The organism is Pantoea sp. X-Soil-OKNW-713 (genome assembly GCF_059730685.1).
Genome location: NZ_AP035995.1, coordinates 2,840,227 through 2,863,833 on the forward strand (window position 1 = coordinate 2,840,227; position 23,607 = coordinate 2,863,833).

Below are 23,607 nucleotides of genomic sequence, written 5' to 3' on the forward strand. Positions count from 1 at the left end.
TTCTCCTTAGGTTTTCATCCTGGCTTAAGACCTCGCCGAAGGGAAAAAATTTGCTACACTCGCAGCTTCATCTTCAGGAGAGATCAATGACTTCGCGCTCCGTAACCCTCGATGACGTTGCCCAACTGGCGGGGGTTTCTTACCAGACTGTCTCCCGCGTGCTTAACCGCGCCGCACAGGTTTCTCCCCGCACCCGCGCCAAAGTGGAAGCGGCGATGCAGCAACTCAACTATGTGCCGAACCGGGTGGCGCAGCAACTGGCAGGTAAAGCCACGCGCACGCTAGGGCTGGCAACCAGCGATCTGGCGCTGATGGCTCCGGCGCAGATTGCCTCCGCCATCCAGCAACGCGCGACGGCGCTCGGTTACCATCTGGTGATTGCAATGACCGCAGGCAATGCGCAGGACACGGTTAATGAGCTGCTGGCCCAGCGGGTCGATGCGCTGCTGATCAACCTGCCGCTGGATGCGGCTGAAGCGGAGCAAATCCAGCAGCAGTGTGGCACAAAACCCGCGCTGTTTCTTGATGTGGAACGCCATGCCGGGGTAGCGCAATGCCAGTTCCTGAGCGAGTCCGGTGCGCGCCAGGCGGTGGATCATCTGGTGGCGCTCGGCCATCGCCAGATTGGCGTATTGAATGGCCCGACGAGTTCCGCCTCAGCACGCAGCCGCTTTCTGGCCTGGCAACAGGCGCTGGCAGCGCATCAACTGGAAGCCTGTTGCGTGCTGGAGGGGGACTGGAGCGCGGCATCGGGTTATCAGGCCTTACTTAGTTTGTTGCCTCACACGCTGCCGCAGGCGCTGTTGGTGGCGAACGACCAGATGGCGCTGGGCGCGATGCGCGCGCTGCACCAACATGGCGTACGGATTCCCGGCGAAATATCGTTGATTGGCTATGATGACACCGCAGAGAGCGCCTGGTACCAGCCGCCCCTCACCACGGTGCGTCAGGATTTACAGCAGTTGGGCGCGGAAAGTGTGGATCACCTGCTGGCACGGCTCAATGACGTCAGCGCTGAAATGCCATCGCTGGAAACCCAATTGGTGATCCGGGAAACCACCGCTGCACCGCAGCAAAACGGGCTGGATGCGGCAGAGGTGGCGTATCAGTTGCAGGCGCTGGCCCGGCGGCTAATGCGCAACTAACCCTCACCCCGGCCCTCTCCCGCAAGACGGGAGAGGGAGATGTGCAATATGTTAGTGAGTGCAGTATCGGCAAAAAATTCAGGGGCCAAATGGCCCCTGAATCTTATTGCGGTTTGGGTTCGCCCATCGCTTTGAGCTTTTTCGACAGCTCGCGACGCTCTTTAGAGAGGTCGGCATTTTTGATGATGTATTCGTCAACGCGATCTTCATAATCCACGCGCATGCTGGCGATAATTTCCTGAATCGCCTCAACGCTCATGCCCGGTTTGATATATTCGCTCAGGTTGTCCAGCAGCAACACACGTTTCTGGTTATCACGGATTTTCTTTTCGTTATCCGTAATTTCGCGCTGTAGTTTGTTTTTACGACGAAACATACGCACAAACTCCAGAACGTCCTGAAATGATTGCTTGGCATTTTCCATGTTGGCACCTTTCTTAGGGCCTGCTTGAGCAGGCGAGATAGTCATAACCTTTAGCTTAGCGGCTTGCCAGCCCTGTAAGCAATTCTCACATCTAAAATCGGACTGGCACTTATCTTAGCGCAAAGAAAGGGCGATTCACATTAAGTCATTGCCCCGGAAAACTATTTACGTAACGCCAGCCTTACCAGATCGGTCATACGCTCCAGTTGGCGCGCCTGTTCCAGACTCAGCCAGACGTAGCCGTAGATCGAGGTGGTTTCCAGTTGCTTGCTGCCAGTGGCAATCAACTGCTCCAGCTCCTGCATGATGCTGCCCAGCTCGTGGCTGTTGGCCGTCACCTGCTCCGTCTCCCCTTTCACCATTAACGCCGCCAGCGCGTTCAGGGTGTTTTCCGTCATTTGCTGCGTGCGGCGCAGGGTCGGTGCGTTGAGCAGCAAATAGTGGCTTTCGCGTGACGCCCACCACGCATCAATTTGCATCTGCATGGTGTTAACCATATTACGGTTAATGGTCTGAATGGCTTCAAACACCGATTTAGGAATGCGTGTCTCTTTACTGGCGGGTTCCAGCAAGGCACGCATCTTGATCACGTTGGTGAGTAGTTTCTGGAACGGTTTGTTCAGGCGCGGCTTATCCACCAGGTTAGCTGAGAAGCCGGTATGATGAATTTTCGCCATGCTGATAAAGGCGTCCGACAACTGGATGCGCCAGTGGGTATAAGCGCGCTGCGCCCAGATAGCAGTAAACAGCAGCGCCATCAGCGATCCGAGAATCACATCACCACCACGCCATAACGCGACGGTGAAATCCCCTGCCGGTGCGCCCACCACGACGCTGAGGGTGATACCAATTAACAGCGCCATATACGGATGTTTGCCGAGGGTGAGATAACCGCAAATCACCATCACCGCAAAACACCACACCAGCATCACAGGCAAGGATATCAACTCCAGCTTCAGCGCGATCAATCCGGAGATCGCCCCGGCAAAGGTGCCAATGATGCGCTGCACTACGCGCGGAAAGACATTACCCCAGGTCGAGATTGGCCCCATCACCACCACCAGCGTAATCAGTGGCCAGGTGCCTTCCGGAATGTCAGTCAGACGGACAAACAAAAAGCTCAGGACAAAAGCGATAGCGATACGCACGCCGTGTACGGCGCGATAGTGGCGGTAGAACCAGAACTCAATCGACGAAATGGGCTTGTCAGCGCGTAACATGATTATCCGGGTGCGGGAAAATTTTGCGCGCTATGTTACCCTGGCGAAACCAGATCCCTTAACACCTGACACGCGTTTTTCCTGACTTTTTGACCACTGCTTACAAAAATCAACATCAACGCAACATCAAATTTCCCCAATAGAAACATAGATGTAACGCCAGCCCCTTTTTTAGCGGGGCCGAACCGGGATGTACATGTTCAGTAGCCAGTTACCACTTTGCGATCCATCCGAAAGATAGTGTTCATAACAGGGACGATTATCCACCTGCCAGTCACTGCGCGCCTGCAATTGTGCAAAAAATTCATTCCAGGCAGCGAAGAAATCGTTGTTCAGCACTTCCGTGCAGGTGTGGAAATAATGGCCGCCGGCCAGAGTGCCATGCTGAATATCACCTCCCGCTGCCAGCGCATAATCAGCCGGAACGGTCAGCACCGTTTCTACCCTGAGTTCTTCCGGGGGCAGCTCCTGCGGATTGCCATAATAAATGGCCATCCACTCGCCTGACAGGCCGTGACGCGCGGCCCAGACTTTAAGCTGAGCAAAGCCCTGTGGCACCGTCTCCTGCCACGGACCTTGCAGATGATAACCGACCCAGTGTTGCGCCGGACGTTCAACGACAGATGTTTTCATGATTGACCTCGATATCAGCGACACTCTACGGCACTGATACCGAAGTTAGTTCATGCTTACAGTTTTTGCTTCAGGTAATCTTCAATGCGTGTCACGATACCCGCTTTATTGACCGCGTTGAGCGCGTAAAGCGGATAGCTCGCCAGCTGTTTATCTTTGTCCATCACCTGAATCTCGCCGATCTGTTCATTGGCCTTTAACGGCGCTTCCAGATCCTTACGATCGATAACGTATTTGGCTTTAACGTTCTGCACTTCGCCGCGCGGCAGTGACAGGTAGATATCCTGGGTGGTACCTACATCAACCTGATGCGGATTGCCGTACCAGACGTTTTCCGTGCCGATTTTCTTCCCGGCATGGAACAACTGGACGGTGTCGAAGTTATTTTGTCCCCAGACCAGCAGCTTACGCGCCTGTTCTTCACGCCCTTTGGAGCTTTTGCCGCCCATGATCACCGCAATCAGCCGATGCTGACCAACGATGTTTGACGCGATGATGTTAAAACCGGCGGTTTCGGTGTGGCCGGTTTTCAGGCCATCGACGTGCAGGTTGTTATCCCACAGTAATCCGTTGCGGTTGTTCTGCGTAATACCGTTCCAGGTGAGGGTTTTCTCGCTGTACATGGCGTAGAAATCGGGTTCGCCACTGATGATGGCGCGTGACAACACCGCCAGGTCGCGCGCGGTGGTGTGCTGACCGGGTGCATCCAGACCGTGGACGGTTTCAAAATGGGTATGGGTCAGACCGAGCTTTTGCACGTAGCTGTTCATCATGGTAACGAAGTTTTGCTGGCTACCCGCGACATAGTCGGCCAGCGCCACGCAGGCATCGTTACCGGAATCGATGATCACGCCACGGCTCAGATCACGTACCGTGACCTTATCGCCGGGTTTGAGAAACATCAGCGAGGAACCTTTGAATACCGGGTTGCCGGCCGCCCAGGCATCTTTACCCACCGTCACCACATCGTCACGGCTGATTTTGTGTTGGTCGATGGCACGATCCACCACATAGCCAGTCATCAGCTTGGTGAGGCTGGCCGGGTTGCGCTCCTCATCGGGATTCCCGGCGGTGAGAATCTGTCCGGTTGTGGCGTCCATCAGTACCCAGGAAGCCGCATCAATCGCCGGAGGCGTCAGGGGGAACGGCATGCTGTCGTCAGCCTGCGCCAGCGATGCCCAAACAATCATTCCAGAAACAGTAACCAGCAGACGCCTTTTCAACACTTCTTCCTCAAAAAATGAATTTACCGCCGCACGTTTTACGGCAAATGGCTTTAAGAGGTTTGAATAAATTGAAAAAAAGTATGAACTGAGGACAAATTCTGCGCGCTGGCACGCAGACCCCGGGAGGAAGGTTGTACTGTGTCAGCCGGGCGACTATCCTGTGCGTTGATTTTTCCATTGCCAGGATAACGCCGTGCCCGCCTCCGACTTCACCTTTTTGTTTCACGATTACGAGACTTTCGGCAAAAGCCCGTCACTCGACCGACCGGCGCAGTTTGCCGGGCTGCGTACTGATAAAGATTTCAATGCCACAGGTGAACCGCAGGTGTTTTATTGCCAGCCAGCGGATGATTATTTGCCGCAACCGGAGGCGGTGATGATCACCGGCATTACGCCGCAAACCGCGCAGGCGCGTGGCGTCACTGAAGCGGCCTTTGCCGAACGTATCCACAGCCTGTTTAGCGAGCCACAGACCTGCGTGGTGGGTTACAACAACGTGCGTTTTGATGACGAAGTCACCCGCAACATTTTCTATCGTAATTTCTTCGATCCTTATGGCTGGAGCTGGCAGAACGGCAATTCTCGCTGGGATCTGCTCGATGTGATGCGTGCCTGCTATGCATTGCGCCCGGAAGGCATTGTCTGGCCGGAAAATGATGACGGCTTCCCCAGCTTTAAGCTGGAACATCTGACCAAAGCCAATGGCGTGGCACACGAGCAGGCGCATGATGCGATGTCTGACGTTTACGCCACATTAGCGATGGCGAAGCTGGTCAAAGAGAAACAACCAAAATTGTTTGAGTTCCTGTTTACTTATCGTAATAAACAGAAACTGATGACGCTGATCGATATTCCGCAAATGAAGCCGCTGGTGCACGTTTCGGGAATGTTTGGTGCGGCACGCGGCAATACCAGTTGGGTCGTGCCGCTGGCGTGGCATCCGGATAACCGTAACGCGCTGATTGTGGCCGATTTGGCGGGGGACATGAGCCCGCTGTTGACGCTGTCGCCAGATGAATTGCGTGAGCGGCTGTATACCCGCCACACCGAGCTGGGCGACCTCGCGGCGGTGCCCATCAAACTGGTGCATATCAACAAATGCCCGGTGCTGGCCCCGGCGAATACACTGCGCCCGGAAGATGCGGAACGCCTGAATATCGATCGTCAGCACTGCCTCGCCAACCTCGCCCTGCTGCGCCAGCATGCGGAAGTGCGCGAAAAAGTGGTGACGTTGTTTGCCGAAGCCGAGCCTTTTACCCCCTCGGATGATGTGGATGCGCAGCTCTACAACGGATTTTTCAGCGATGCCGATCGTGCAGCGATGAATATCGTGCGCCAGACACCGCCGCAGAATTTACCCGCGCTGGACTTAACCTTTGATGACAAGCGTATCGCGAAGTTGTTGTTTCGCTATCGGGCGCGCAATTTCCCCGGCACGCTGGATGACGCCGAGCAGCAACGCTGGTTACAGCATCGTCGCGAAGCGCTGAATGCTGAACGCGTGCAGGCGTTTCTGCTGGAGCTGGAGTCGTTGGCGAGTTTGCATGAAGGGAATGCGGAGAAGCTGGGTTTGTTGAAAGCGCTGTATTTGTACGCGCAGAAGCTGGTTTCTTAATCAAGAGCGGGCGGATGCCCGCTCTCACCTCAGTTAGATCAACGCCCACACCAGCCAGGTCAGTGCAAAACCGCTCAGCCCCATCAATGTGGTCAGGACTGTCCAGGTCTTCAGGCCATCGGCGACTGACAGCCCCAGATAACGGGTCACTACCCAGAATCCGGCATCATTCACATGTGACAAGCCGAGGCCACCAAAACAGGCTGCCAGCGTCACCAGCACACGCTGCATATCGGTGACATCACCGACCGCCTGACTCAGCAGACCGCTGGTGGTGAGAATTGCTACGGTGGCAGAACCCTGCGACGCTCGCAGCGCCAGCGACAGAATGAATGCGGCCGGAACCAATGGCAGGTGGAGTGTCTCCAGCGTTACCGCCAGCGCTTTGCCCACGCCTGACTCGACCAGCACTTTACCAAAAGCGCCACCCGCGCCGGCGACCAGAATGACACTGGCGGAACTGGGGATCGCGCGGCCGGTCAAATCTTCCAGTTTGTCCTTGCTCCAGCCACGACGCACGCCGAGCAACCATGCTGCCAACGCCAGGGCAATCAACAGCGCAATCGGTGGGGTGCCGATGACAGTCATAATTGACCGTAAAACACTGCCCTCAGCCAGCATGGAGTGTGACAGGGTACCCAGCACAATTAATACAATCGGCACCACGATCAGACCAGCAATGGTCAACGCGCCCGGAGGGGTTTCCTGGGTGCTGGTCGTCCCTTCTGGTTTTGCCAGTTGCAATTGTTCCAGTACATCAACGGACAGATGGTACTGACGGCGATTCATCATTTTCGCCACGTAGTAACCAACAATGCCAACCGGGATGGAGATCAGAATGCCGAGCATCATCAGCCAGCCCATATCGGTATGCAGTATGCCCGCCGCTGCCGCCGCCCCTGGATGGGTTGGCAATGCCACATGCACCGTCAACATCACACCGGCCATCGGCAGACCAAACTTCACGGGCGAGACGCGTGCCACTTTGGTGAAACCGTAAATAAGCGGGATAACGATGATAAAGCCCACTTCGAAAAATACCGGAATACCGAGGATAAATGCCGCCATTGTCAGCGCAGCGACGGTACGTTTCATACCCAGCGTTTTACTAAAACGCTGGGCCAGCGACTCCGCGCCGCCAGAGGCTTCAATCACTGCGCCGAGCATCGCCCCCAGCACGATAATAATGGTGATATGTCCCAGCAGGCTGCCCATGCCGCTATAAATGGTCTCCATGATTTTTTCCGCCGGGATTCCGGTAGCAATCGCCACCAGCAGGCTGACAATCAACAGAGCGACAAACGGATGAACTCTGGCTTTAATCACCAGCAGCAGCAGGATCACAATGCTGGCGACAGCGATGGTTAACAACAACGCGGTTGACATGATAGTCCTCTGATTTAATTAGTATATTCGGGTACAGATTTCTCTGGTTCAGGCAAAACAAAGGTTACAAAAGCCCCACGGGGCAACGTGTGTCCTGTGTGTGGGGCGGTAAAACTCAGGGTTATTGTGCGTAAGGTGCGAACCAGCCCAGACCCGCTTCCGTGGTGGTGCGAGGAAAATATTCACAGCCAACCCAACCGTCGTAACCCACCTCATCCAGCAGGTTGAACAGCCACGGATAGTTGATTTCACCTTCATCCGGCTCATGGCGATGCGGTGCAGAAGCAATCTGGATATGACGATAGCGACCCGCATAGGTCTTAATCAGGTGACTGAGATTGCCATCCACCAACTGTGCGTGGAACAGATCCAATTGGGTGAAAACATTCGATCTGTCGATGCGCTCCATCATCGCCAGCGTCTGGTACTGACTGGCGTAGAGGTAATGCGGTTTGGTTACCGGATTCAGCGCTTCCAACAGCAGGCGAATCCCATGCGGGGCAAAACGTTCAGCTGCGTAGTGCATGTTGCTGACAAACGTTGCTTCATACGCCGTACGGTCAGCCCCTGGCGCGACGGTCGCCGCCATCACATGTACCTGCGGGCAGTTGAGCGCCAGTGCATACTCCAGCGCACGATCGATATCCGCGTGCGCCTCCGCTTCGCGGCCCGGAATGGCGGAAACACCCCACTCCCCTGCGGCAACATTTCCTGCGGCGGTATTGAACAGCACCAGTTCCAGTTGATATTTCTCCAGTTCGGCTTTCAGCACCTCTGCCGGGTAGTCATAAGGAAACAGGAATTCAACGGCGCGAAACCCCGCGTTGGCTGCCGCAGCGAAACGTTCCAGAAACGGCACTTCATTGAATTGTGTAGATAAATTAGCAGCAAACTTTGGCATCAGTAATTCCTCAACTCTGCCACTTCGTCATCACTCAGATAACGAATGGCACGATCGCCCAGCGTGAACATCAGGCGTGCCGTTTCTTCCAACTCTTCGGTGTTATCCGCCGCTTCGCGTAGCGTTTTCCCGACCACCACCGGCCCGTGGTTAGCCAGTAAAAAAGCGCGATAACGTGCCGCCAGTTGTGCCAGGTCTTCCGCCAGGCGCTGATCGCCTGGCTTGTAATACGGCACCACCGGCACATCCCCCACGCGCATCACCACATATGGCGTAAATGGACGGATGCAGTTTTCCGTGTCCAGCCCCTGCAAGCAGGAGAGCGCCGTCAGGTAATGACTGTGCAGATGAACCACCGCTTTGCATTGTGGGTTGTTCAGATAGAGTGCGCGGTGAAAAGCGATCTCTTTTGACGGCTTATCACCGGAAATCCATTCACCCTGCATCGTCACTTTCGACAGACGGTCGGCCTGTAACTCGCCAAGGCAGGAACCGGTTGGCGTCGCCAACAGGTTGCCATCTTCCAGTAACAGCGACAGGTTTCCTGCCGAGCCAGTCGCGTAACCACGCTGAAAAAACGAGGCGCCGAGTTGCACCATCTCCAGGCGGGCTTGTTGTTCGGTCATGCAGAGAACTCCGTTTGTGCGCGGGCGAAAAATTGTTCATCGCCAAAGTTGCCTGATTTCAGGGCCAGCGACAGCGGTTGATGAATATCACGCACCCAGGGTACGCCGGGTGAAATCGTCGGACCAATGTGGAAGGCGGTCACACCGAGGGTTTGTGCCACCACTCCCGAGGTCTCACCACCGGCCACAATAAACCGCTGCCAGCCGCGTGCCTTCAACTCACGGGTAACAGCGGCAAACAGCTGCTCAACCGCTTCACTGCTGCGTGCGGCACCGTACTGCTGCTGAATCGCCTGCAACTGCTGTGCGTCGGCAGTGGCGTAAAGCAGCGGAGCCAGAGCCTGCTGGCTGTTCGCCGCCACCCAGTCGCACAATTCATCGGCATAGCTGGCCGCATCTTCGAGACAGCGCTCAACCTGCACCTCGAATGAGGGCGCGATTTGGCGATAGGCGTTGACCTGGCGGTTGGTCATTTGTGAGCAGGAACCTGAGATGACAACCGCACGCTGGCCCTGTGGCCGCCCGGCCCACTCCGCTTCGGCCGCATTCTGTTGCGCCGTTGACCAGGCGCGAGCAATACCGATTGCCAGCCCGGAACCGCCGGTCACCAGGCGCATCTCTTTTAAGGCCTCACCCTGGGTCAGCAGGTGTTGCTCATGCAGCGCATCCAGCACCACATAGTTGATACCCTGGGTTTTCATCGTTGCCAGTTGGTCACGCACTGCATCTGCGCCTTTATCCAGTTGGCTGGCATTGATCACGGCAGCCTTACCCTGCGCCTGACGCGTCATCAGACGTACCAGGTTGCTATCCGTCATCGGTGTCACCGGATGATGGCGCATGCCGGATTCCGACAGCAGTTGATCAGCGACGAACAGGTAACCCTGATAGACGGTACGGCCATTGACGGGTAAAGAAGGTGAAATCACCGTCTGGCTTTCACCTAATTCAGCCAGCAGTGCATCCGTCACCGGACCGATATTGCCCTGTGCGGTGCTGTCAAAGGTGGAGCAATATTTAAAGTAGAAACGATCGCAGCCCTGCTGCTGCAACCAGCGCAGCGCCGCCAGCGACTGATCAATCGCCAGCTGGGGTGGGCACGAGCGTGACTTCAGGCTGATAACTATCGCCCGTGCACTCAGGCTATCCACACTCTCCGGCACGCCGTTGTACTGAATTGTCGGCAGGCCGTTTTGCACCAGAAAACTGGCGATATCAGTCGCGCCGGTAAAGTCGTCAGCAATGACACCTAAACGCATGGTTACTTCCCCTTCGGCTGGGGCAGCGTGATGCCACTGAAGATTTTGATCACCGCACTGTCGTCTTCACGCCCGTAACCCGCGTTGCTGGCTTCGGTAAACATGTTGAGTGCAGTCGAGGCCAGTGGTAGCGGGAAATGCAGGGATTTGGCGGTGTCGGCCACCAGGTTGAGGTCTTTGACGAAGATATCGACCGCGGATTTCGGTGAATAGTCGCCATCCACCACATGACGCATGCGGTTTTCAAACATCCAGGAGTTTCCGGCCGCATTGGTCACGACGTCATACATGGTTTCCAGCGGGATGCCTGCTCGCGCAGCCAGTGCCATCGCTTCTGCACCAACGGCGATATGCACGCCTGCCAGTAACTGATGAACGATTTTCACTGTTGAGCCAAGACCGATGTCGCTACCCACGCGGTAGACTTTCGCGGCAACCGCGTCCAGTACCGGTTGCAGGCGAGCAAAGGCTTCCTCGCTACCGGACGCCATCACCGTCATGTCGCCGGTTGCTGCTTTCGCTGCGCCGCCGGATACCGGCGCATCCAACATCACCAGTTGATGCTGCGCCAGTTGTTGTTCAATGGACTGCGCGTCCTGGGCTGAGATGGTGGAGGACACCATGACCACGGTACCGGGTTTGAGTTGTGCCGCCAGACCGTTGTCGCCGAACAGAATCGCTTTAACCTGCGCGGCATTGACCACCAGCAGTAACACCGCATCCAGTTCCTGAGCGAACGCGGCAGCGGAGGTCTGTGCGTCACGCGCGCCGGCCTGACGCAGGGTTTCCAGCGCCTGGGGATTGAGATCAACCCCCCAGGTGTTTAAACCGGCACGAATACAGGACTGCGCCGCGCCCATACCCATCGAACCCAAACCTACTACACAGATATTATTGACGGTTGCTGACACAGCGAACCTCCATTGTTAATTTAAGTGATTATTTGTTCATTGCTGTTAATTCTGCCGCAGACACTGGCGGATAAATGTGCGGAGAATCACAAAAATTAACTTCAACGCATCGCACATAACAACATTTCACACAGCCACGACGTGGCTTATCCGCAGACTTTTGGCGATTTTTGCTTACATTCCACAGGGATAATATCTACTGCATGTAAAGAAGCGATGCTCTACAATGTGAAAAAATGATAATTTCATGGAGGCGATTGTGATTCCGGTTGAACGTCATCAACAGATTTTAGCGCTGGTTGCCGAGCGTGGCGTGGTCAGTATCGCTGAGCTAACCGAGCGGCTGGGGGTATCCCATATGACCATCCGCCGTGATGTGCAGAAGCTGGAGGAACAAGGCGCGGTGCTCTCGGTATCAGGCGGCGTGCGGTCGGCAGACAGACTGGCGGCAGAGCCGTCTCATCTGGCAAAAACCAGCATGTACAGCAACGAGAAGATGGCGATTGGCCAGTTGGCGGCGCGTCATATTCCGCGTAACAGTTGCATATACCTTGATGCCGGCACCACCACGCTGGCCCTCGCGCGGGAACTGCTCGACCGGGAGGATTTACTGGTGGTCACCAATGACTTTGTCATCGCGCGTCTGTTGATGGAAAGCAGCAACTGTAAGCTGATCCATACCGGGGGAACCGTTTGTCGGGAAAACCGTTCCAGCATTGGTGCCGCTGCGGCGCGCAGTTTGCGCCAACTGGCGATTGATATCGCGTTCATATCCGCCTCGTGCTGGGGACCGCGCGGATTATTTACCCCTGATGAAGAGAAAGTGCCGGTAAAACAGGCAGCGAGCGATGTCAGTAGCAAGCGGATATTGTTAAGCGACAGTTCCAAGTACAACAAGATTGCCACGCATCTGGCATTGCCGCTGGAACGGATTGATACGCTGATTACGGATAACGAATTGAGTAAAGCGGCGCGCGAGACGTTAAGTTTGGGGAGTTGGGAATTACAGATTGCCGGTTAACGGATGAACGCGATGTCGATGACAAAGGCGCGGTGACCCGCGCCTTTACGGAAGGTGCGCATTAGCGCGCACCTTGCCGACTTACACTTCTTCGCTGTACTGCGGCACCGGGTTACGGAAGGTGCGCGTAACCACCGCGAGGTAAATAATCCCCACCGCAGCCCAGACCAGACCCAATACCATTGAAGTCTCTTCCAGGTTAATCCACAGCGCGCCAACAGTCATCGCACCCAACACCGGCAGCACCAGATAGTGAATGTGATCTTTCAGCGTTTTGTTGCGCTTCTCACGCACCCAGAACTGGGCAATCACCGACAGGTTCACAAAGGTAAACGCCACCAGCGCACCGAAGTTGATCAGCGCGGTTGCAGTAACCAGGTCAAAGTTGATCGCCAGCAGCGCAATGGCACCGACCAGCAGCACGTTCAATGACGGGGTACGCCATTTCGGATGGATATACCCGAAGAAACGCTCCGGGAATACACCATCACGGCCCATCACATACATCAGACGGGAAACACCGGCGTGCGCCGCCATGCCAGATGCCAGCACCGTGACCACTGAGAAGATCAGGATACCAACCTGCAATGCTTTACCCGCCACAAACAGCATGATTTCCGGCTGTGATGAGTCCGGATTCTGGAAGCGTGAGATATCCGGGAAGTAGAGTTGCAGGAAGTAAGACACCGCAATAAAGATCACGCCACCAATCAACGCGGTGAGGAAAATAGCGCGCGGAATGGTACGTTCAGCGTCTTTGGTCTCTTCCGACAGCGAACTGATGCCGTCAAAGCCGAGGAACGAGAAACACAAAATGGTCGCACCGGTGATCATCGGTACCACATGGGCATCCTGTGACCAGAACGGTTTGCTGCTGGTCAACGTACCTGCGCCAACACCGTGGACAACACCGTAAATCACCATGCCGGTAATCACGATCATCACCAATACCTGCAACACCACAATCACGCTGTTGAAGTTGGCTACGGTTTTGATGCCGCGCAGGTTGGAGAGCGTCATAAAGCCCACCAGCAGCACGACAAAAATCCAAGACGGGATCCCCGGCACCAGCGTTTCAAAATAGCTTTTCGCCAGCAGGATGTTGATCATCGGCATGAACAGATAGTCCAGCAGGGATGACCAGCCCACCATAAAGCCGACGTGTGGGCTAATCGCCTTCTGTGCATAGGTATAAGCGGAGCCCGCAGATGGGAAGCGGCGTACCAGCTTACCGTAGCTAATAGCAGTGAACAGAATGGCGATCAGCGCGAACGCGTACGCAGTGGCGACGTGGCCGTCGGTCAGACCCGATACGATGCCGAAAGTATCAAACAGGGTCATTGGCTGCATATAGGCCAGGCCCATCATGACCACCGGGATCAGAGTCAGGGATTTTTTCAGATGTGCACGCTGAGGTGCGGCGGAGGTATTAAGCGACATCGTTCAGCCCCCCTACAGCAACAACCTGACTGGGTTGTACCACAGGGAAACTGCGCAAATTGCGACAGGAGGTGGGTTGATAAGCAAGAGTGCTCATCACAGCGCCGTAGTCATCACGAAAGCGAGAACCAGCCAGCGCTGGTGCAGTTGAAAACATCCCCATCTTTTTTCCTCAAAATCTCACGCACAACGCGTGTTTGTAGTGTCTATCTATCCGGATGCGTGTCCGGCCTCGGTTGAAGTAGAGTGAAATCACTATGCAAAAAATAACCGACGCGATAAGCGTCGGTTATGTTGGTATTTTGCAGGGCGCATATTTTGCCTTAATTACTGGCATCAATACAAGATGTTGCGCTAAATCTCCCTGCTTCAGGCGTTCTTCAGCATCCAGTCAATCTCGGTGGCGGTGATAAGTCGCTCAAACTGCATCAGTTCATACTGTTTGCAGCTGTGCCACACCGCGCTGAAACGCTCGCCCAGCAGCTTCTGTAGCGGATAACTGTTCTCAAATTCGTACAGCGCATCGCTCTGACGAATCGGTAGCGCCAGTCCTTCCGCTTCATGGCCGTTGCCTTTCACCGGATGCGGCAACGGCAATTGATTGTCCAGTCCGTGTACAATACCGGCAAGAATGGTTGACACCACCAGGTAAGGATTCGCATCGGCCCCCGCCACACGGTATTCCACGCGATGATTATCGACATCGCCACAGGGAATGCGCAGCGCCACGGTACGGTTGTTGTGCCCCCATGAGGCCTGAAGGGGGACAAAAGCATCCGGCAGAAAACGACGATAGGCGTTCACGTTGGGAGCCAGCAATGCCATTGATGCCGGCATTAAATCGATCATGCCTGCCAGCGCACGTTTCAGCAGCGGCGAATCACTACCGTCATCAAGAGAAAAGGCGTTGTGGTCGGCGGCATCCAGCATACTGATATGCACATGCATGCCGCTACCGGCGTACTCTTCATAGGGTTTCGCCATGAAAGTCGCCGTCATGCCGTGATTTTCTGCGACCTGACGAACCAGACGTTTGAGTTGAATTGCGTGATCGCAGGCTTTCAATACATCGCGCGTATGGTGCAGATTGATCTCGAACTGTCCCGGTGAGGCCTCCGCCAGGGCACCATCGGCCGGTATCCCCTGCTGCTTCGCCAGGGAATCAATATCCCGTAACACATCGGCGAAGTGATCAAGGTTATCCACCGAATAGACCTGGCTTTGCATGTTGCGCTCATCGCTACCGGGTGCGCACGGCGGTTGGATATAGCCTTCCGCATCGCGTTTTTTATCGACCAGATAGAACTCCAGCTCTACCGCTACCACCGGAAATAATCCCCGATTGCGCAGTTGTTGCCACAATTGATTGAGGACATTACGGGGTTCAACGTCAAAGGGAGTGCCATCTTGGTTGCACATGGTCAACATCAGTTGCGCGACACGTTGCGGGTCGGCGGCGGAAGGCATTAAAGAACCGGGAACAGGAAAGCAGATATTGTCAGGTTCGCCGAGTGCCTGTCCCAGTCCAGCCTCTTCGACGGTATTACCCAAAATATCCATAGCGAAAACCGAAGCCGGGAAGTAACACCCTTTTTCCAGTTTTGCCAGCGCTGAGACGGGAATGCGCTTACCGCGAAATACCCCATTCAGATCGTTCAGAAGAATATCGACATATTGCGTTTCAGGATGGCGTTCCAGCCAGGTTTTCACCTCCAGCTGGAACGCGCTGGTTCGCTTCTCTTCACTATGTCGCGTGAAGTCTTCTACTTCTACGAGGTTCGTCATGATCCCACCCGCCCTTTACCGTTTGTCAGGTTTGCGCAATGCTCAAAATAACAGCCACAAATCTAAGATAGCTCCTGGAGAAAAAGTGTGCAAATGTAACAAATCTGTTTGAAGATTAGCCAGACGGTTGCTAGATTGACATTATATTGCACACTTTTACGTCAGGTGCGCTTTATCGGCGAAAATATTGAACAGCGACGCGGAGACGTAATGGGCATTATTTTTGACAAACCCTTGATTGGCGTAGTGATGTGTCAGAACAACATCGGTAGCCATCCTGGGCAGACCGTCCATAACAAGTATCTTGATGCCATCGTGCTCGCCGGTGGCCTGCCCCTCCCTTTGCCGCATCAACTGATGCAAGCCCCTCATCTATTAGAAAACAGTATGACGTTGCTGGATGGCATTTTGCTGACAGGCAGCCCGAGCAACATCGAACCCTGGCATTATGGCGAGGAAGGTGTGGAGCCTCATGCCGATCCGGCCCGCGACCGTCTCGCATTCGGCCTGATTACCCATGCGGTGGGAAAAAAGATGCCGATATTGGGTATTTGTCGGGGATTGCAGGAGATGGTGGTGGCAAATGGAGGGTCGTTGCATCGCTATCTTCACCTCACTCATCAATTCCAGGAGCATCGTGAGGATGACACGCTGCCGCTGGAACAACAGTATGCCCCTGTGCATGAGGTAAAACCGGAAGCCGATGGTCTGCTCAGCCACATACTTGGTAGCGATGCCGCTTTTAGAGTGAACTCGCTCCATCAACAGGGGGTCCGTGAACCCGGCCCCCAACTGCGCATCGAGGCGCGCGCGGCCGATGGCCTGCCAGAAGCGGTCAGTTTACGTCAGCACCCGTTTGCTCTGGCGGTACAGTGGCATCCGGAGTGGCATTCAACCGACGATCCGGTTTCGCGCCAGTTGTTCGAGGCATTTATTCACGCCGCTGTTCGTTATCACAAGGAAAAACGACCATGAACGACGCCACTCTGGCGCCCGGACGACGTTTATCGCAAATCCGGCAGGAGTTGGGATTGTCTCAGCGTCGCGTCGCTGAGTTGTCAGGTTTGACCCATAGCGCCATCAGCACCATCGAGCAGGATAAAGTCAGCCCGGCGGTGAGTACCCTACAAAAACTGCTGAAGGTGTATGGGTTATCGCTATCAGAATTTTTTTCCGAGCCGAAGCAGGACTACACACCACGCGTGATTGTTCGCCCCGATGATCGGGTGGAGATTGGCAGCCTGGGGGTGTCGTTACAGCTGATTGATAATGGAGCATCGCAGCGAGCGCTGGCGATGCTGTTAGAGCATTACGCGCCAGGTTCCAGTACCGGTGAAAAACTCCGCCATCCCGGCGAAGAGACTGGCACCGTACTGGAGGGCGAAATTACGCTGGTAGTGAATGGTCAGAGCTATCACCTGTACGCCGGAGAAAGCTACGTCATCGATACCGGTTTACCGCATAGCTTTACCAATATGTCCGATCAGCCGTGCCGAATTGTGAGCGCCCATTCGCCGGCAAATTTCTGAGGCCACGCGCAGAAGGAGGTTGTGATGCAACATGTGGAGAGTTATTACGCCGCAACAGCGAATGCGCATGAACCCTGGCCAGAATTGCAGGAGAGCATTCGATGTGACGTCTGCATTATCGGTGGCGGCTTTACCGGCCTGTCATCGGCGCTGTATCTCACTGAAGCGGGTTACGATGTGGTGCTGTTGGAGGCGGCGAAAATCGGCTTTGGTGCCAGTGGACGTAATGGCGGCCAGGTGGTCAATTCTTACAGCCGCGACGTTGATGTGATTGAACAACGTTACGGCAAAGACACCGCAAAGATGCTTGGCAGCATGATGTTCGAAGGTGCGGATATTATTCGCGACCGTATCGATCGCTATGCCATCGCCTGTGACTATCGCCCCGGTGGAATTTTTGCCGCGTTAAATAATCGCCAGATGGGCCATCTGCGTAATCAGAAAGCCAGTTGGGCGCGCTATGGCAACCATGAGCTGGAATTGCTGGATGAGCGTGGTATCCGCCGTGAAGTGGCGACCGACCGTTACGTTGGGGGATTGCTGGACAAACGCGGCGGGCATCTGCATCCATTGAATCTGGCGCTGGGTGAAGCCGAGGCCATCCGGCGGCATGGCGGGCGTATCTATGAACAATCTGCCGCGTTGAAGGTGGAGTATGGCACACCGCATCGGGTAAAAACGGCGCGCGGCGATGTTAGCGCCACATTTGTCATTTTCGCTGGCAACGCCTATCTCCCGACGCAACTGGAACCACGTCTGGGCCGTAAAAGCATGCCTTGCGGCTCACAAATCGTCACCACCGAACCGCTGAGTCGCGATCTGGCGCTCAGTCTGCTGCCGAATAATCATTGCGTAGAAGACTGTAATTATCTGCTCGACTATTTCCGTCTCACCGCAGACAACCGCCTGTTATACGGCGGCGGTGTGGTGTATGGCGCACGCGAGCCGGAGGATATTGATGCATTGATTCGCCCGAAGCTGCTGCGTACCTTCCCGCAGTTACGCGATGTGAAGCTCAGCTATCGCTGGAGCGGAAATTTCCTGCTGACGCTGTCACGGATGCCGCAGTTTGGCCAACTGGAGAAGAATGTTTACTTTATGCAGGGTGACAGTGGTCATGGCGTGACCTGTACCCACTTATCCGGCAAGCTGATCGCGGAAGTCCTGCGCGGCCAGGCTGAACGGTTTGATGCCTTTGCCCGATTGCCACATCTGCCCTTCCCTGGCGGAAGACGCTTTAAAGTGCCGCTCACGGCAATGGGTGCGGTGTGGTATGCGTTGCGGGATCGATTGGGGGTGTAAAAAGACGCAGGACTGCTTGTTTTTGATCAATGCCAGGCTGCCTTACGATTAAATAACGTCAACCTTACCAAAACTTGCCATATCCCTGATCTGGTGACAAGATCGGGTTCGTTTTTGATAATGGGTGACAAAATGTTCAAACGCTTCACCAGATATGCCTCAATCGGCGTCGTGAACACCATGATTCATTGGGTCATTTTTGGCGCAATGTACAATCTTGGTTTTAAGCAGTCGGTATCTAACTTCATTGCATTTTGCGCTGCTGTCACCTTTTCATTTTTTGCCAATGCGCGTTGGACCTTCAACGCCCAGGCGACAACTTCACGTTATCTCTTCTACACCGTTTTTATGGGGGCGATGGCGCTTGCCGTAGGATGGGCAGCCGACCATGCCCATATCAATCCCTTCTTCACCTTGATTCTGTTCTCAGTTGTCAGCCTTGTTTGTGGGTTCGCTTATTCAAAATTATTTGTCTTCAGGGAGAGTAAATGAAGATCTCATTGATAGTGCCTGTTCTTAACGAAGAGGAGGCACTGCCGGTCTTTTATAATGCTGTTCGCGATTACAATGGATTTGGCGATGACGACGTTGAAATTGTCTTTATAAACGATGGCAGCAGTGATGGCACCGAGCAGATCCTGCAAGATATTGAACTCAGGGATCCGCTGGTTAAACATGTCTGCTTTACCCGCAACTTTGGTAAAGAACCCGCTCTGTTTGCCGGACTTGAAGCCGCCACGGGAGATGTAGTCATCCCGATTGATGTTGATTTGCAGGACCCTATCAACATCATCCCACAACTTATCGAGAAATGGCGTAACGGTGCGGATGTGGTACTTGCTAAACGTATCGACAGATCATCGGACAGTCATCTGAAGCGCAAAAGTGCTGAATGGTTCTACCATTTGCACAATAAAATAAGCAAACCGCAGATTGAAGAAAATGTCGGTGATTTCCGCCTGATGTCGCGTGAGATTGTCGAGAACATCAAACTACTGCCGGAAAGAAACCTGTTTATGAAAGGGGTTCTCAGCTGGGTGGGCGGTAACACCGAAGTCATTGAATACACCCGAGCTGAACGAGTTGCTGGCTCAACCAAGTTCAACGGTTGGAAACTCTGGAACCTGGCACTGGAAGGTATCACCTCCTTTTCTACCTTTCCGCTGCGGATGTGGACTTACATAGGTTTGTTTGTTGCCAGCTTATCGTTTATTTATGGCGCCTATATGGTGATGAACACCCTTATTTTCGGTAACCCGGTACGTGGTTATCCTTCTATATTGGTTTCAATCCTTTTCCTCGGTGGCATTCAGCTTATCGGGATTGGTGTGCTTGGAGAGTATATTGGAAGAATTTATATTGAGACTAAAAAAAGACCACGCTATATAGTAAAAAAAAGAATGTAGATAACGACCTGGTTTAGGGTAGTCCACATGCAGTTCATTCATAAGCGCCATAATGCCTGGGGTATATAGGGACACCCCTCCACGCGTCACACTACAATTGAAAAATTCATGGAACAGAGAGAATGCAGCTATCAAAAATTAGTTTAAACGATCCAAAGGTACATATACTCATCCTTGCTTTTTTTTCTGCCTTCACCTCATATCTTGTTGTATATGGCTTTGAGCTTACACATTTTACTTTATCTATTGATGAGGAGCCCTTTGATAATTTCTTCCAGACATTGTCAGCTGGCAGGTGGGGGCATGCGCTACTGCGTCATTACATTTTTCCTGAGCCTTACCTCCCTTTCTTAACGCTGCTTTTGAGTCTTATCTTTCTTTCGTGCTCAGCTGCATTGGCTTCAATTTATCTCAAATTAAACAAAATACATGCTGTAGCGTTTACTGTCATGCTGGCAGCTCTGCCACAAATGGCTTATCAATTTGAGTTTAGCAATCAGTCCGATACTATTAGCTTGTCGATACTTCTCTCTACGGCCTCTCTTTTTATGTTGGAGAAGGTGAGTGCATGGCGTCTGTTAATTTTTGTCATTCTAACCATTGTATCTTTATCTGTTTATCAATCAGTCTTTCTTTATGCCGCATCATTGCTTTGTATTTCATTAACATTGAAGTCAATTAATGAGAAATTAACTTATACTGATGCTGCTAAAAAAATAGTGCTATTTGGTGTAATGGCTGGCATCGCACTTATTATAAACTCCATCCTGTCTAAGATGGTTGCCGGTCATTACGGAGTTCAAATCTCGGGTTATCTCTCAGCCATGATTGGCTGGGGAAAGCATGGGACGTATGACGTAATAAAATCCGTGGCTAATTTTATCAGAGACTATATTCGATTCCGTGCAGCTTACGGTATGAATAGCTTTGCTTTTTGCTTAATCTGGATTGTAACGATCTGCGTTGCAGTTGTCAGAAAAAAGAGTAATGTCTCCTTAACCATAATTCTGAGCGTAGCAACATTCCTCTCCATGTTCCTTCTGAATATAGCCATTGGTTCAAGTATGCCTCCACGGGCCATGACGCAGGCGTCTGTTGTTTTTGCTGGCCTTTTTATCTGTGCGATATCTATTACTCAGCTTAAAACATCCTCAATCTTGATTGCTCTGGTGTTCCTTGGTGTTGGCGCATCATCTTCCACAAGATTATTCTACAGTGATTATATGGCACGAGAGGCAGACAGAAACCTTTCGGAGCAAATCATTAACACTATATACAATAAATATCCTCAATTTGATGCCACTAAAACTCCCATTTTCTTTTACGGGAGTTACAGCCCCTTAAATTCATGGAGAGTTCCAGGCGCAGACGTTTTTGGCGCATCCTTTTATGAGTGGGATGGCGGCAACAATCAGAGGATGTATAAATATCTTTATACCAGCAACATGCTGAATGTAAAAATACCTGATGCTGACCAGGTGGAAAGATCCAGAGTTAATGGAAAATCGATGCCATCATGGCCAGATAGAGACGCAGTCAGAATGATGGATGGTGTTGTCATTGTGAAACTTTCTGACCAGTTAAGCGATTACAACAGATAAATGCAATAGCCCACCCGTCAGGTGGGCTATTGTTATACTGCTAAAATGAAGCATTAAAAATTACGTTATTCCAACGGCATTTTTATCGGGTCATCATAACTGTACTCAAACCCCAGTTCATTACATATTTTTCCACCATCAATAACCTTGCCTGCATCACGCAAGCTTTCCGCGATAAATTGAGGGGGTGTTAAACCTAATTGTTTGGTCACGCCAGGATAGAAAGTGTCACGCGTCGGATGTTTCGGCGCACACAGGTTATATATATGCCCACCTTTCGGCGTCTGCAACAACAGCACAATTGCATCCACCACATCATCCAGATGCACCAGATTCACCACATGTGCGCCATCGCGTAAATCCGTTTTCCCGGCAAGGAAACGTCCGGGATGACGATTGGGTCCCACCAGCCCGGCGAGACGAACAATATCCACTGAGGTTCCCGGCAAATCGTGCAACCAGTTCTCCAGCGCCACCAGCGTTTTACCTGCTACGGTTTCAGGTTGCAACGGACTGTGCTCCTTCATCACTCCCGGACCTGGGCCGTACACTGAAGTGGAACTGGTGAAGATAATGCGCGGGACCTTAAAGGCTAATGCGGTATCCACCACATTTTGTACCGCCTGCATATAATCTTCACCGCCCTGCACCGTACGACTGGCGGGTAAGGTCACCACCAGCGCATCCACCGACATCAGCGCTTCCAGATCTTCTGCCTCACACTCCAGCTCAGGTGTCAGCACCAGTTGAAACGCCTCAATGCCACAACGACGAGCCGCATCTACCCCATCTGGCGAGGTTTTGCTGCCCGTCACCTGCCAGCCGCGTGTCGCCAGCGCCATCGCCAGCGGCATGCCCAGCCATCCCAGCCCCACAATCGCGACCTTTTTCATATCGACTCCCGGCTTCGCTGCTCAAAGACACTTCATCTTAGTGCTGTCGTGGGTGTCAAACCAGCGCTAACTGTTGCGGGAGATTCCAGAAATTGACGTTAAAAAAGGCTTGCCACACGGCGCTATCTTCGCTAGGTTAATCAGCACACAAATGAATATCCATTCAGCAACGGAATTTTTTATGACACGCGTTCAGTTCAACCACCATCATCACCATCATCCTGACTAGTCTTTCAGGCGATGTGTGCTGGAAGACGTTTAGGATCTTCCAGTGGTGTGAGCGCAAAGAGAGCCCCCGGAAGATCATCTTCCGGGGGTTTTTTTATGGGCTGACGCAACCCAACTGAGTTCAGACAGGAATGAATAAGAGGACAGGAACCATGTTAGATAACACCCGTTTACGCATAGCTATGCAGAAATCTGGCCGTTTAAGTGATGAATCACGCGAACTGCTGGCACGCTGTGGCATTAAAATTAACCTTCAGCAGCAGCGTCTGATTGCGTTTGCGGAAAACATGCCAATCGACATCCTGCGCGTGCGCGATGACGATATTCCCGGACTGGTGATGGATGGCGTGGTGGATCTTGGCATCGTGGGCGAAAACGTGCTGGAAGAGGAGCTGTTAACGCGCCGCGCCCAGGGTGAGGATCCGCGTTACTTTACTCTGCGTCGTCTCGATTTTGGCGGTTGCCGCTTGTCGCTGGCAATGCCGGTTGACGCGGAATACACCGGTCCGCAATGCCTTGATAAATCCCGCATTGCCACCTCTTACCCTCACCTGCTGAAAAAGTATCTCGATAAACAAGGCGTTGCTTTTAAATCCTGTCTGCTGAATGGTTCAGTTGAAGTGGCACCCCGTGCCGGCCTGGCCGACGCGATTTGCGACCTGGTGTCCACCGGCGCCACTCTGGAGGCCAATGGCCTGCGCGAAGTTGAAGTCATTTATCGCTCCAAAGCGGTATTGATCCAACGTGACGGCGAGCTGTCCGGCGCCAAACAAGAGCTGGTCGACAAACTGATGACGCGTATTCAGGGTGTCATCAAAGCGCGTGAGTCCAAATACATCATGCTGCACGCGCCGAGCGAGCGTCTGGAAGAAGTGATTGCCCTGCTGCCGGGTGCGGAGCGTCCTACCGTCCTGCCACTGGCCGGTGAAGTCAGCCGTGTGGCGATGCACATGGTGAGCAGCGAAACGCTGTTCTGGGAAACCATGGAAAAACTGAAAGCCCTGGGTGCCAGCTCAATTCTGGTGCTGCCAATTGAAAAAATGCTGGAGTGACCGA

Annotated in this window: 24 protein-coding genes and 1 other annotated feature; of the genes, 11 read left to right on the forward strand and 13 right to left on the reverse strand. The window is 53.4% G+C overall.

Annotated elements, in window-relative coordinates:
- The first annotated feature begins 86 nt into the window (after nt 1–86).
- Nucleotides 87–1,145, forward strand: a complete 1,059-nt coding sequence (locus AC6I8R_RS13375) for a LacI family DNA-binding transcriptional regulator (protein WP_497832452.1) — start codon at nt 87–89, stop codon at nt 1,143–1,145.
- 103 nt (nt 1,146–1,248) lie between these two features.
- Here AC6I8R_RS13375 and tmaR read toward each other — a convergent pair whose 3' ends face one another.
- The 4 genes from tmaR to dacD form a co-directional block, all read right to left on the reverse strand.
- The gene (gene tmaR / locus AC6I8R_RS13380; protein WP_013509702.1) at nt 1,249–1,569 is read right to left on the reverse strand and encodes a PTS system regulator TmaR; all 321 of its coding nucleotides are present in this window, start codon (nt 1,567–1,569) and stop codon (nt 1,249–1,251) included.
- Between the two features lie 161 nt (nt 1,570–1,730).
- Nucleotides 1,731–2,789 (reverse strand): FUSC family protein, encoded by a 1,059-nt coding sequence (locus tag AC6I8R_RS13385; RefSeq protein ID WP_021185925.1) that lies wholly within the window; start codon nt 2,787–2,789, stop codon nt 1,731–1,733.
- Nucleotides 2,790–2,960: 171 nt separating this feature from the next.
- Nucleotides 2,961–3,422 carry a GyrI-like domain-containing protein gene (locus AC6I8R_RS13390; RefSeq protein WP_021185927.1) on the reverse strand — a complete coding sequence of 154 codons (462 nt, stop codon included), beginning with the start codon at nt 3,420–3,422 and terminating at the stop codon, nt 2,961–2,963.
- A 56-nt stretch (nt 3,423–3,478) separates the two neighbouring features.
- A complete protein-coding gene (gene dacD / locus AC6I8R_RS13395) occupies nt 3,479–4,645 on the reverse strand; it encodes a serine-type D-Ala-D-Ala carboxypeptidase DacD (protein WP_208724020.1) in 1,167 nt (388 codons plus the stop codon).
- Between the two features lie 196 nt (nt 4,646–4,841).
- Between dacD and sbcB the strand changes: the two genes are divergently transcribed.
- The gene (sbcB, locus tag AC6I8R_RS13400; RefSeq protein ID WP_497832453.1) at nt 4,842–6,263 is read left to right on the forward strand and encodes an exodeoxyribonuclease I; all 1,422 of its coding nucleotides are present in this window, start codon (nt 4,842–4,844) and stop codon (nt 6,261–6,263) included.
- A 33-nt stretch (nt 6,264–6,296) separates the two neighbouring features.
- Here the strand turns inward: sbcB and AC6I8R_RS13405 are convergent, their stop codons facing one another.
- The 5 genes from AC6I8R_RS13405 to ltnD all read right to left on the reverse strand — a co-directional run bounded on the left by AC6I8R_RS13405 (nt 6,297) and on the right by ltnD (nt 11,346).
- Complete coding sequence (locus AC6I8R_RS13405; protein WP_021185930.1) at nt 6,297–7,649, reverse strand: GntP family transporter; 1,353 nt, start codon at nt 7,647–7,649, stop codon at nt 6,297–6,299.
- A 121-nt stretch (nt 7,650–7,770) separates the two neighbouring features.
- Complete coding sequence (locus AC6I8R_RS13410; RefSeq protein WP_021185931.1) at nt 7,771–8,550, reverse strand: HPr family phosphocarrier protein; 780 nt, start codon at nt 8,548–8,550, stop codon at nt 7,771–7,773.
- The gene (gene otnC / locus AC6I8R_RS13415; protein ID WP_415173935.1) at nt 8,550–9,176 is read right to left on the reverse strand and encodes a 3-oxo-tetronate 4-phosphate decarboxylase; all 627 of its coding nucleotides are present in this window, start codon (nt 9,174–9,176) and stop codon (nt 8,550–8,552) included. The genes AC6I8R_RS13410 and otnC overlap by 1 nt, the downstream gene beginning before the upstream one ends.
- The gene (gene otnK, locus AC6I8R_RS13420) at nt 9,173–10,435 is read right to left on the reverse strand and encodes a 3-oxo-tetronate kinase (protein WP_497832454.1); all 1,263 of its coding nucleotides are present in this window, start codon (nt 10,433–10,435) and stop codon (nt 9,173–9,175) included. Before otnK ends, otnC begins: the two co-directional genes overlap by 4 nt.
- A 2-nt stretch (nt 10,436–10,437) precedes the next feature.
- Complete coding sequence (gene ltnD, locus AC6I8R_RS13425; RefSeq protein WP_415173937.1) at nt 10,438–11,346, reverse strand: L-threonate dehydrogenase; 909 nt, start codon at nt 11,344–11,346, stop codon at nt 10,438–10,440.
- A gap of 259 nt (nt 11,347–11,605) precedes the next feature.
- Here ltnD and ygbI point away from each other — a divergent pair, with 259 nt between their 5' ends.
- Nucleotides 11,606–12,367 carry a DNA-binding transcriptional repressor YgbI gene (gene ygbI / locus AC6I8R_RS13430; protein WP_036627653.1) on the forward strand — a complete coding sequence of 254 codons (762 nt, stop codon included), beginning with the start codon at nt 11,606–11,608 and terminating at the stop codon, nt 12,365–12,367.
- A gap of 81 nt (nt 12,368–12,448) precedes the next feature.
- Here ygbI and AC6I8R_RS13435 read toward each other — a convergent pair whose 3' ends face one another.
- The 3 genes from AC6I8R_RS13435 to AC6I8R_RS13445 form a co-directional block, all read right to left on the reverse strand.
- Nucleotides 12,449–13,807 carry an APC family permease gene (locus tag AC6I8R_RS13435; RefSeq protein WP_415173938.1) on the reverse strand — a complete coding sequence of 453 codons (1,359 nt, stop codon included), beginning with the start codon at nt 13,805–13,807 and terminating at the stop codon, nt 12,449–12,451.
- A complete protein-coding gene (locus AC6I8R_RS13440) occupies nt 13,797–13,970 on the reverse strand; it encodes a hypothetical protein (RefSeq protein ID WP_021185937.1) in 174 nt (57 codons plus the stop codon). Before AC6I8R_RS13440 ends, AC6I8R_RS13435 begins: the two co-directional genes overlap by 11 nt.
- Nucleotides 13,971–14,176: 206 nt before the next feature.
- Nucleotides 14,177–15,595, reverse strand: coding sequence for a glutamine synthetase family protein (locus tag AC6I8R_RS13445; RefSeq protein WP_200864685.1), 1,419 nt, complete (start codon nt 15,593–15,595; stop codon nt 14,177–14,179).
- A gap of 207 nt (nt 15,596–15,802) precedes the next feature.
- On the opposite strand from AC6I8R_RS13445, the gene puuD reads away from it, so the two are divergent.
- The 6 genes from puuD (at nt 15,803) to AC6I8R_RS13475 (ending at nt 21,430) form a co-directional block, all read left to right on the forward strand.
- The gene (puuD, locus tag AC6I8R_RS13450; protein WP_021185939.1) at nt 15,803–16,567 is read left to right on the forward strand and encodes a gamma-glutamyl-gamma-aminobutyrate hydrolase; all 765 of its coding nucleotides are present in this window, start codon (nt 15,803–15,805) and stop codon (nt 16,565–16,567) included.
- Complete coding sequence (gene puuR, locus AC6I8R_RS13455) at nt 16,564–17,121, forward strand: HTH-type transcriptional regulator PuuR (protein WP_021185940.1); 558 nt, start codon at nt 16,564–16,566, stop codon at nt 17,119–17,121. Before puuD ends, puuR begins: the two co-directional genes overlap by 4 nt.
- A gap of 24 nt (nt 17,122–17,145) precedes the next feature.
- Nucleotides 17,146–18,423 (forward strand): NAD(P)/FAD-dependent oxidoreductase, encoded by a 1,278-nt coding sequence (locus AC6I8R_RS13460; RefSeq protein ID WP_021185941.1) that lies wholly within the window; start codon nt 17,146–17,148, stop codon nt 18,421–18,423.
- A gap of 132 nt (nt 18,424–18,555) precedes the next feature.
- Nucleotides 18,556–18,915 carry a GtrA family protein gene (locus tag AC6I8R_RS13465; protein ID WP_036627657.1) on the forward strand — a complete coding sequence of 120 codons (360 nt, stop codon included), beginning with the start codon at nt 18,556–18,558 and terminating at the stop codon, nt 18,913–18,915.
- Entirely contained in the window at nt 18,912–19,829 is a 918-nt protein-coding gene (locus tag AC6I8R_RS13470) for a glycosyltransferase family 2 protein (RefSeq protein WP_497832455.1), read from the forward strand. Before AC6I8R_RS13465 ends, AC6I8R_RS13470 begins: the two co-directional genes overlap by 4 nt.
- A 122-nt stretch (nt 19,830–19,951) precedes the next feature.
- Entirely contained in the window at nt 19,952–21,430 is a 1,479-nt protein-coding gene (locus AC6I8R_RS13475; protein ID WP_497832456.1) for a glucosyltransferase domain-containing protein, read from the forward strand.
- A 65-nt stretch (nt 21,431–21,495) separates the two neighbouring features.
- Here AC6I8R_RS13475 and AC6I8R_RS13480 read toward each other — a convergent pair whose 3' ends face one another.
- The gene (locus AC6I8R_RS13480; protein ID WP_497832457.1) at nt 21,496–22,323 is read right to left on the reverse strand and encodes an SDR family oxidoreductase; all 828 of its coding nucleotides are present in this window, start codon (nt 22,321–22,323) and stop codon (nt 21,496–21,498) included.
- A gap of 181 nt (nt 22,324–22,504) precedes the next feature.
- Between AC6I8R_RS13480 and hisL the strand changes: the two genes are divergently transcribed.
- Nucleotides 22,505–22,552, forward strand: a complete 48-nt coding sequence (gene hisL / locus AC6I8R_RS13485) for a his operon leader peptide (protein ID WP_100396937.1) — start codon at nt 22,505–22,507, stop codon at nt 22,550–22,552.
- Nucleotides 22,528–22,649: a sequence feature (His leader region), on the forward strand. It overlaps the preceding gene by 25 nt.
- Before the next feature lie 54 nt (nt 22,650–22,703).
- The gene (gene hisG / locus AC6I8R_RS13490) at nt 22,704–23,603 is read left to right on the forward strand and encodes an ATP phosphoribosyltransferase (RefSeq protein WP_013509717.1); all 900 of its coding nucleotides are present in this window, start codon (nt 22,704–22,706) and stop codon (nt 23,601–23,603) included.
- Nucleotides 23,604–23,607 lie beyond the last annotated feature (4 nt).

Bases quoted from the DNA above. Each gene is read 5' to 3' on its own strand.
- AC6I8R_RS13375 (WP_497832452.1), top strand. From the start codon at position 87: ATGACTTCGCGCTCCGTAACCCTCGATGACGTTGCCCAACTGGCGGGG.
- tmaR (WP_013509702.1), bottom strand. From the start codon at position 1,569: ATGGAAAATGCCAAGCAATCATTTCAGGACGTTCTGGAGTTTGTGCGT.
- AC6I8R_RS13385 (WP_021185925.1), bottom strand. From the start codon at position 2,789: ATGTTACGCGCTGACAAGCCCATTTCGTCGATTGAGTTCTGGTTCTAC.
- AC6I8R_RS13390 (WP_021185927.1), bottom strand. From the start codon at position 3,422: ATGAAAACATCTGTCGTTGAACGTCCGGCGCAACACTGGGTCGGTTAT.
- AC6I8R_RS13405 (WP_021185930.1), bottom strand. From the start codon at position 7,649: ATGTCAACCGCGTTGTTGTTAACCATCGCTGTCGCCAGCATTGTGATC.
- AC6I8R_RS13410 (WP_021185931.1), bottom strand. From the start codon at position 8,550: ATGCCAAAGTTTGCTGCTAATTTATCTACACAATTCAATGAAGTGCCG.
- otnC (WP_415173935.1), bottom strand. From the start codon at position 9,176: ATGACCGAACAACAAGCCCGCCTGGAGATGGTGCAACTCGGCGCCTCG.
- otnK (WP_497832454.1), bottom strand. From the start codon at position 10,435: ATGCGTTTAGGTGTCATTGCTGACGACTTTACCGGCGCGACTGATATC.
- AC6I8R_RS13435 (WP_415173938.1), bottom strand. From the start codon at position 13,807: ATGTCGCTTAATACCTCCGCCGCACCTCAGCGTGCACATCTGAAAAAA.
- AC6I8R_RS13440 (WP_021185937.1), bottom strand. From the start codon at position 13,970: ATGGGGATGTTTTCAACTGCACCAGCGCTGGCTGGTTCTCGCTTTCGT.
- puuD (WP_021185939.1), top strand. From the start codon at position 15,803: ATGGGCATTATTTTTGACAAACCCTTGATTGGCGTAGTGATGTGTCAG.
- puuR (WP_021185940.1), top strand. From the start codon at position 16,564: ATGAACGACGCCACTCTGGCGCCCGGACGACGTTTATCGCAAATCCGG.
- AC6I8R_RS13460 (WP_021185941.1), top strand. From the start codon at position 17,146: ATGCAACATGTGGAGAGTTATTACGCCGCAACAGCGAATGCGCATGAA.
- AC6I8R_RS13465 (WP_036627657.1), top strand. From the start codon at position 18,556: ATGTTCAAACGCTTCACCAGATATGCCTCAATCGGCGTCGTGAACACC.
- AC6I8R_RS13470 (WP_497832455.1), top strand. From the start codon at position 18,912: ATGAAGATCTCATTGATAGTGCCTGTTCTTAACGAAGAGGAGGCACTG.
- AC6I8R_RS13475 (WP_497832456.1), top strand. From the start codon at position 19,952: ATGCAGCTATCAAAAATTAGTTTAAACGATCCAAAGGTACATATACTC.
- AC6I8R_RS13480 (WP_497832457.1), bottom strand. From the start codon at position 22,323: ATGAAAAAGGTCGCGATTGTGGGGCTGGGATGGCTGGGCATGCCGCTG.
- hisG (WP_013509717.1), top strand. From the start codon at position 22,704: ATGTTAGATAACACCCGTTTACGCATAGCTATGCAGAAATCTGGCCGT.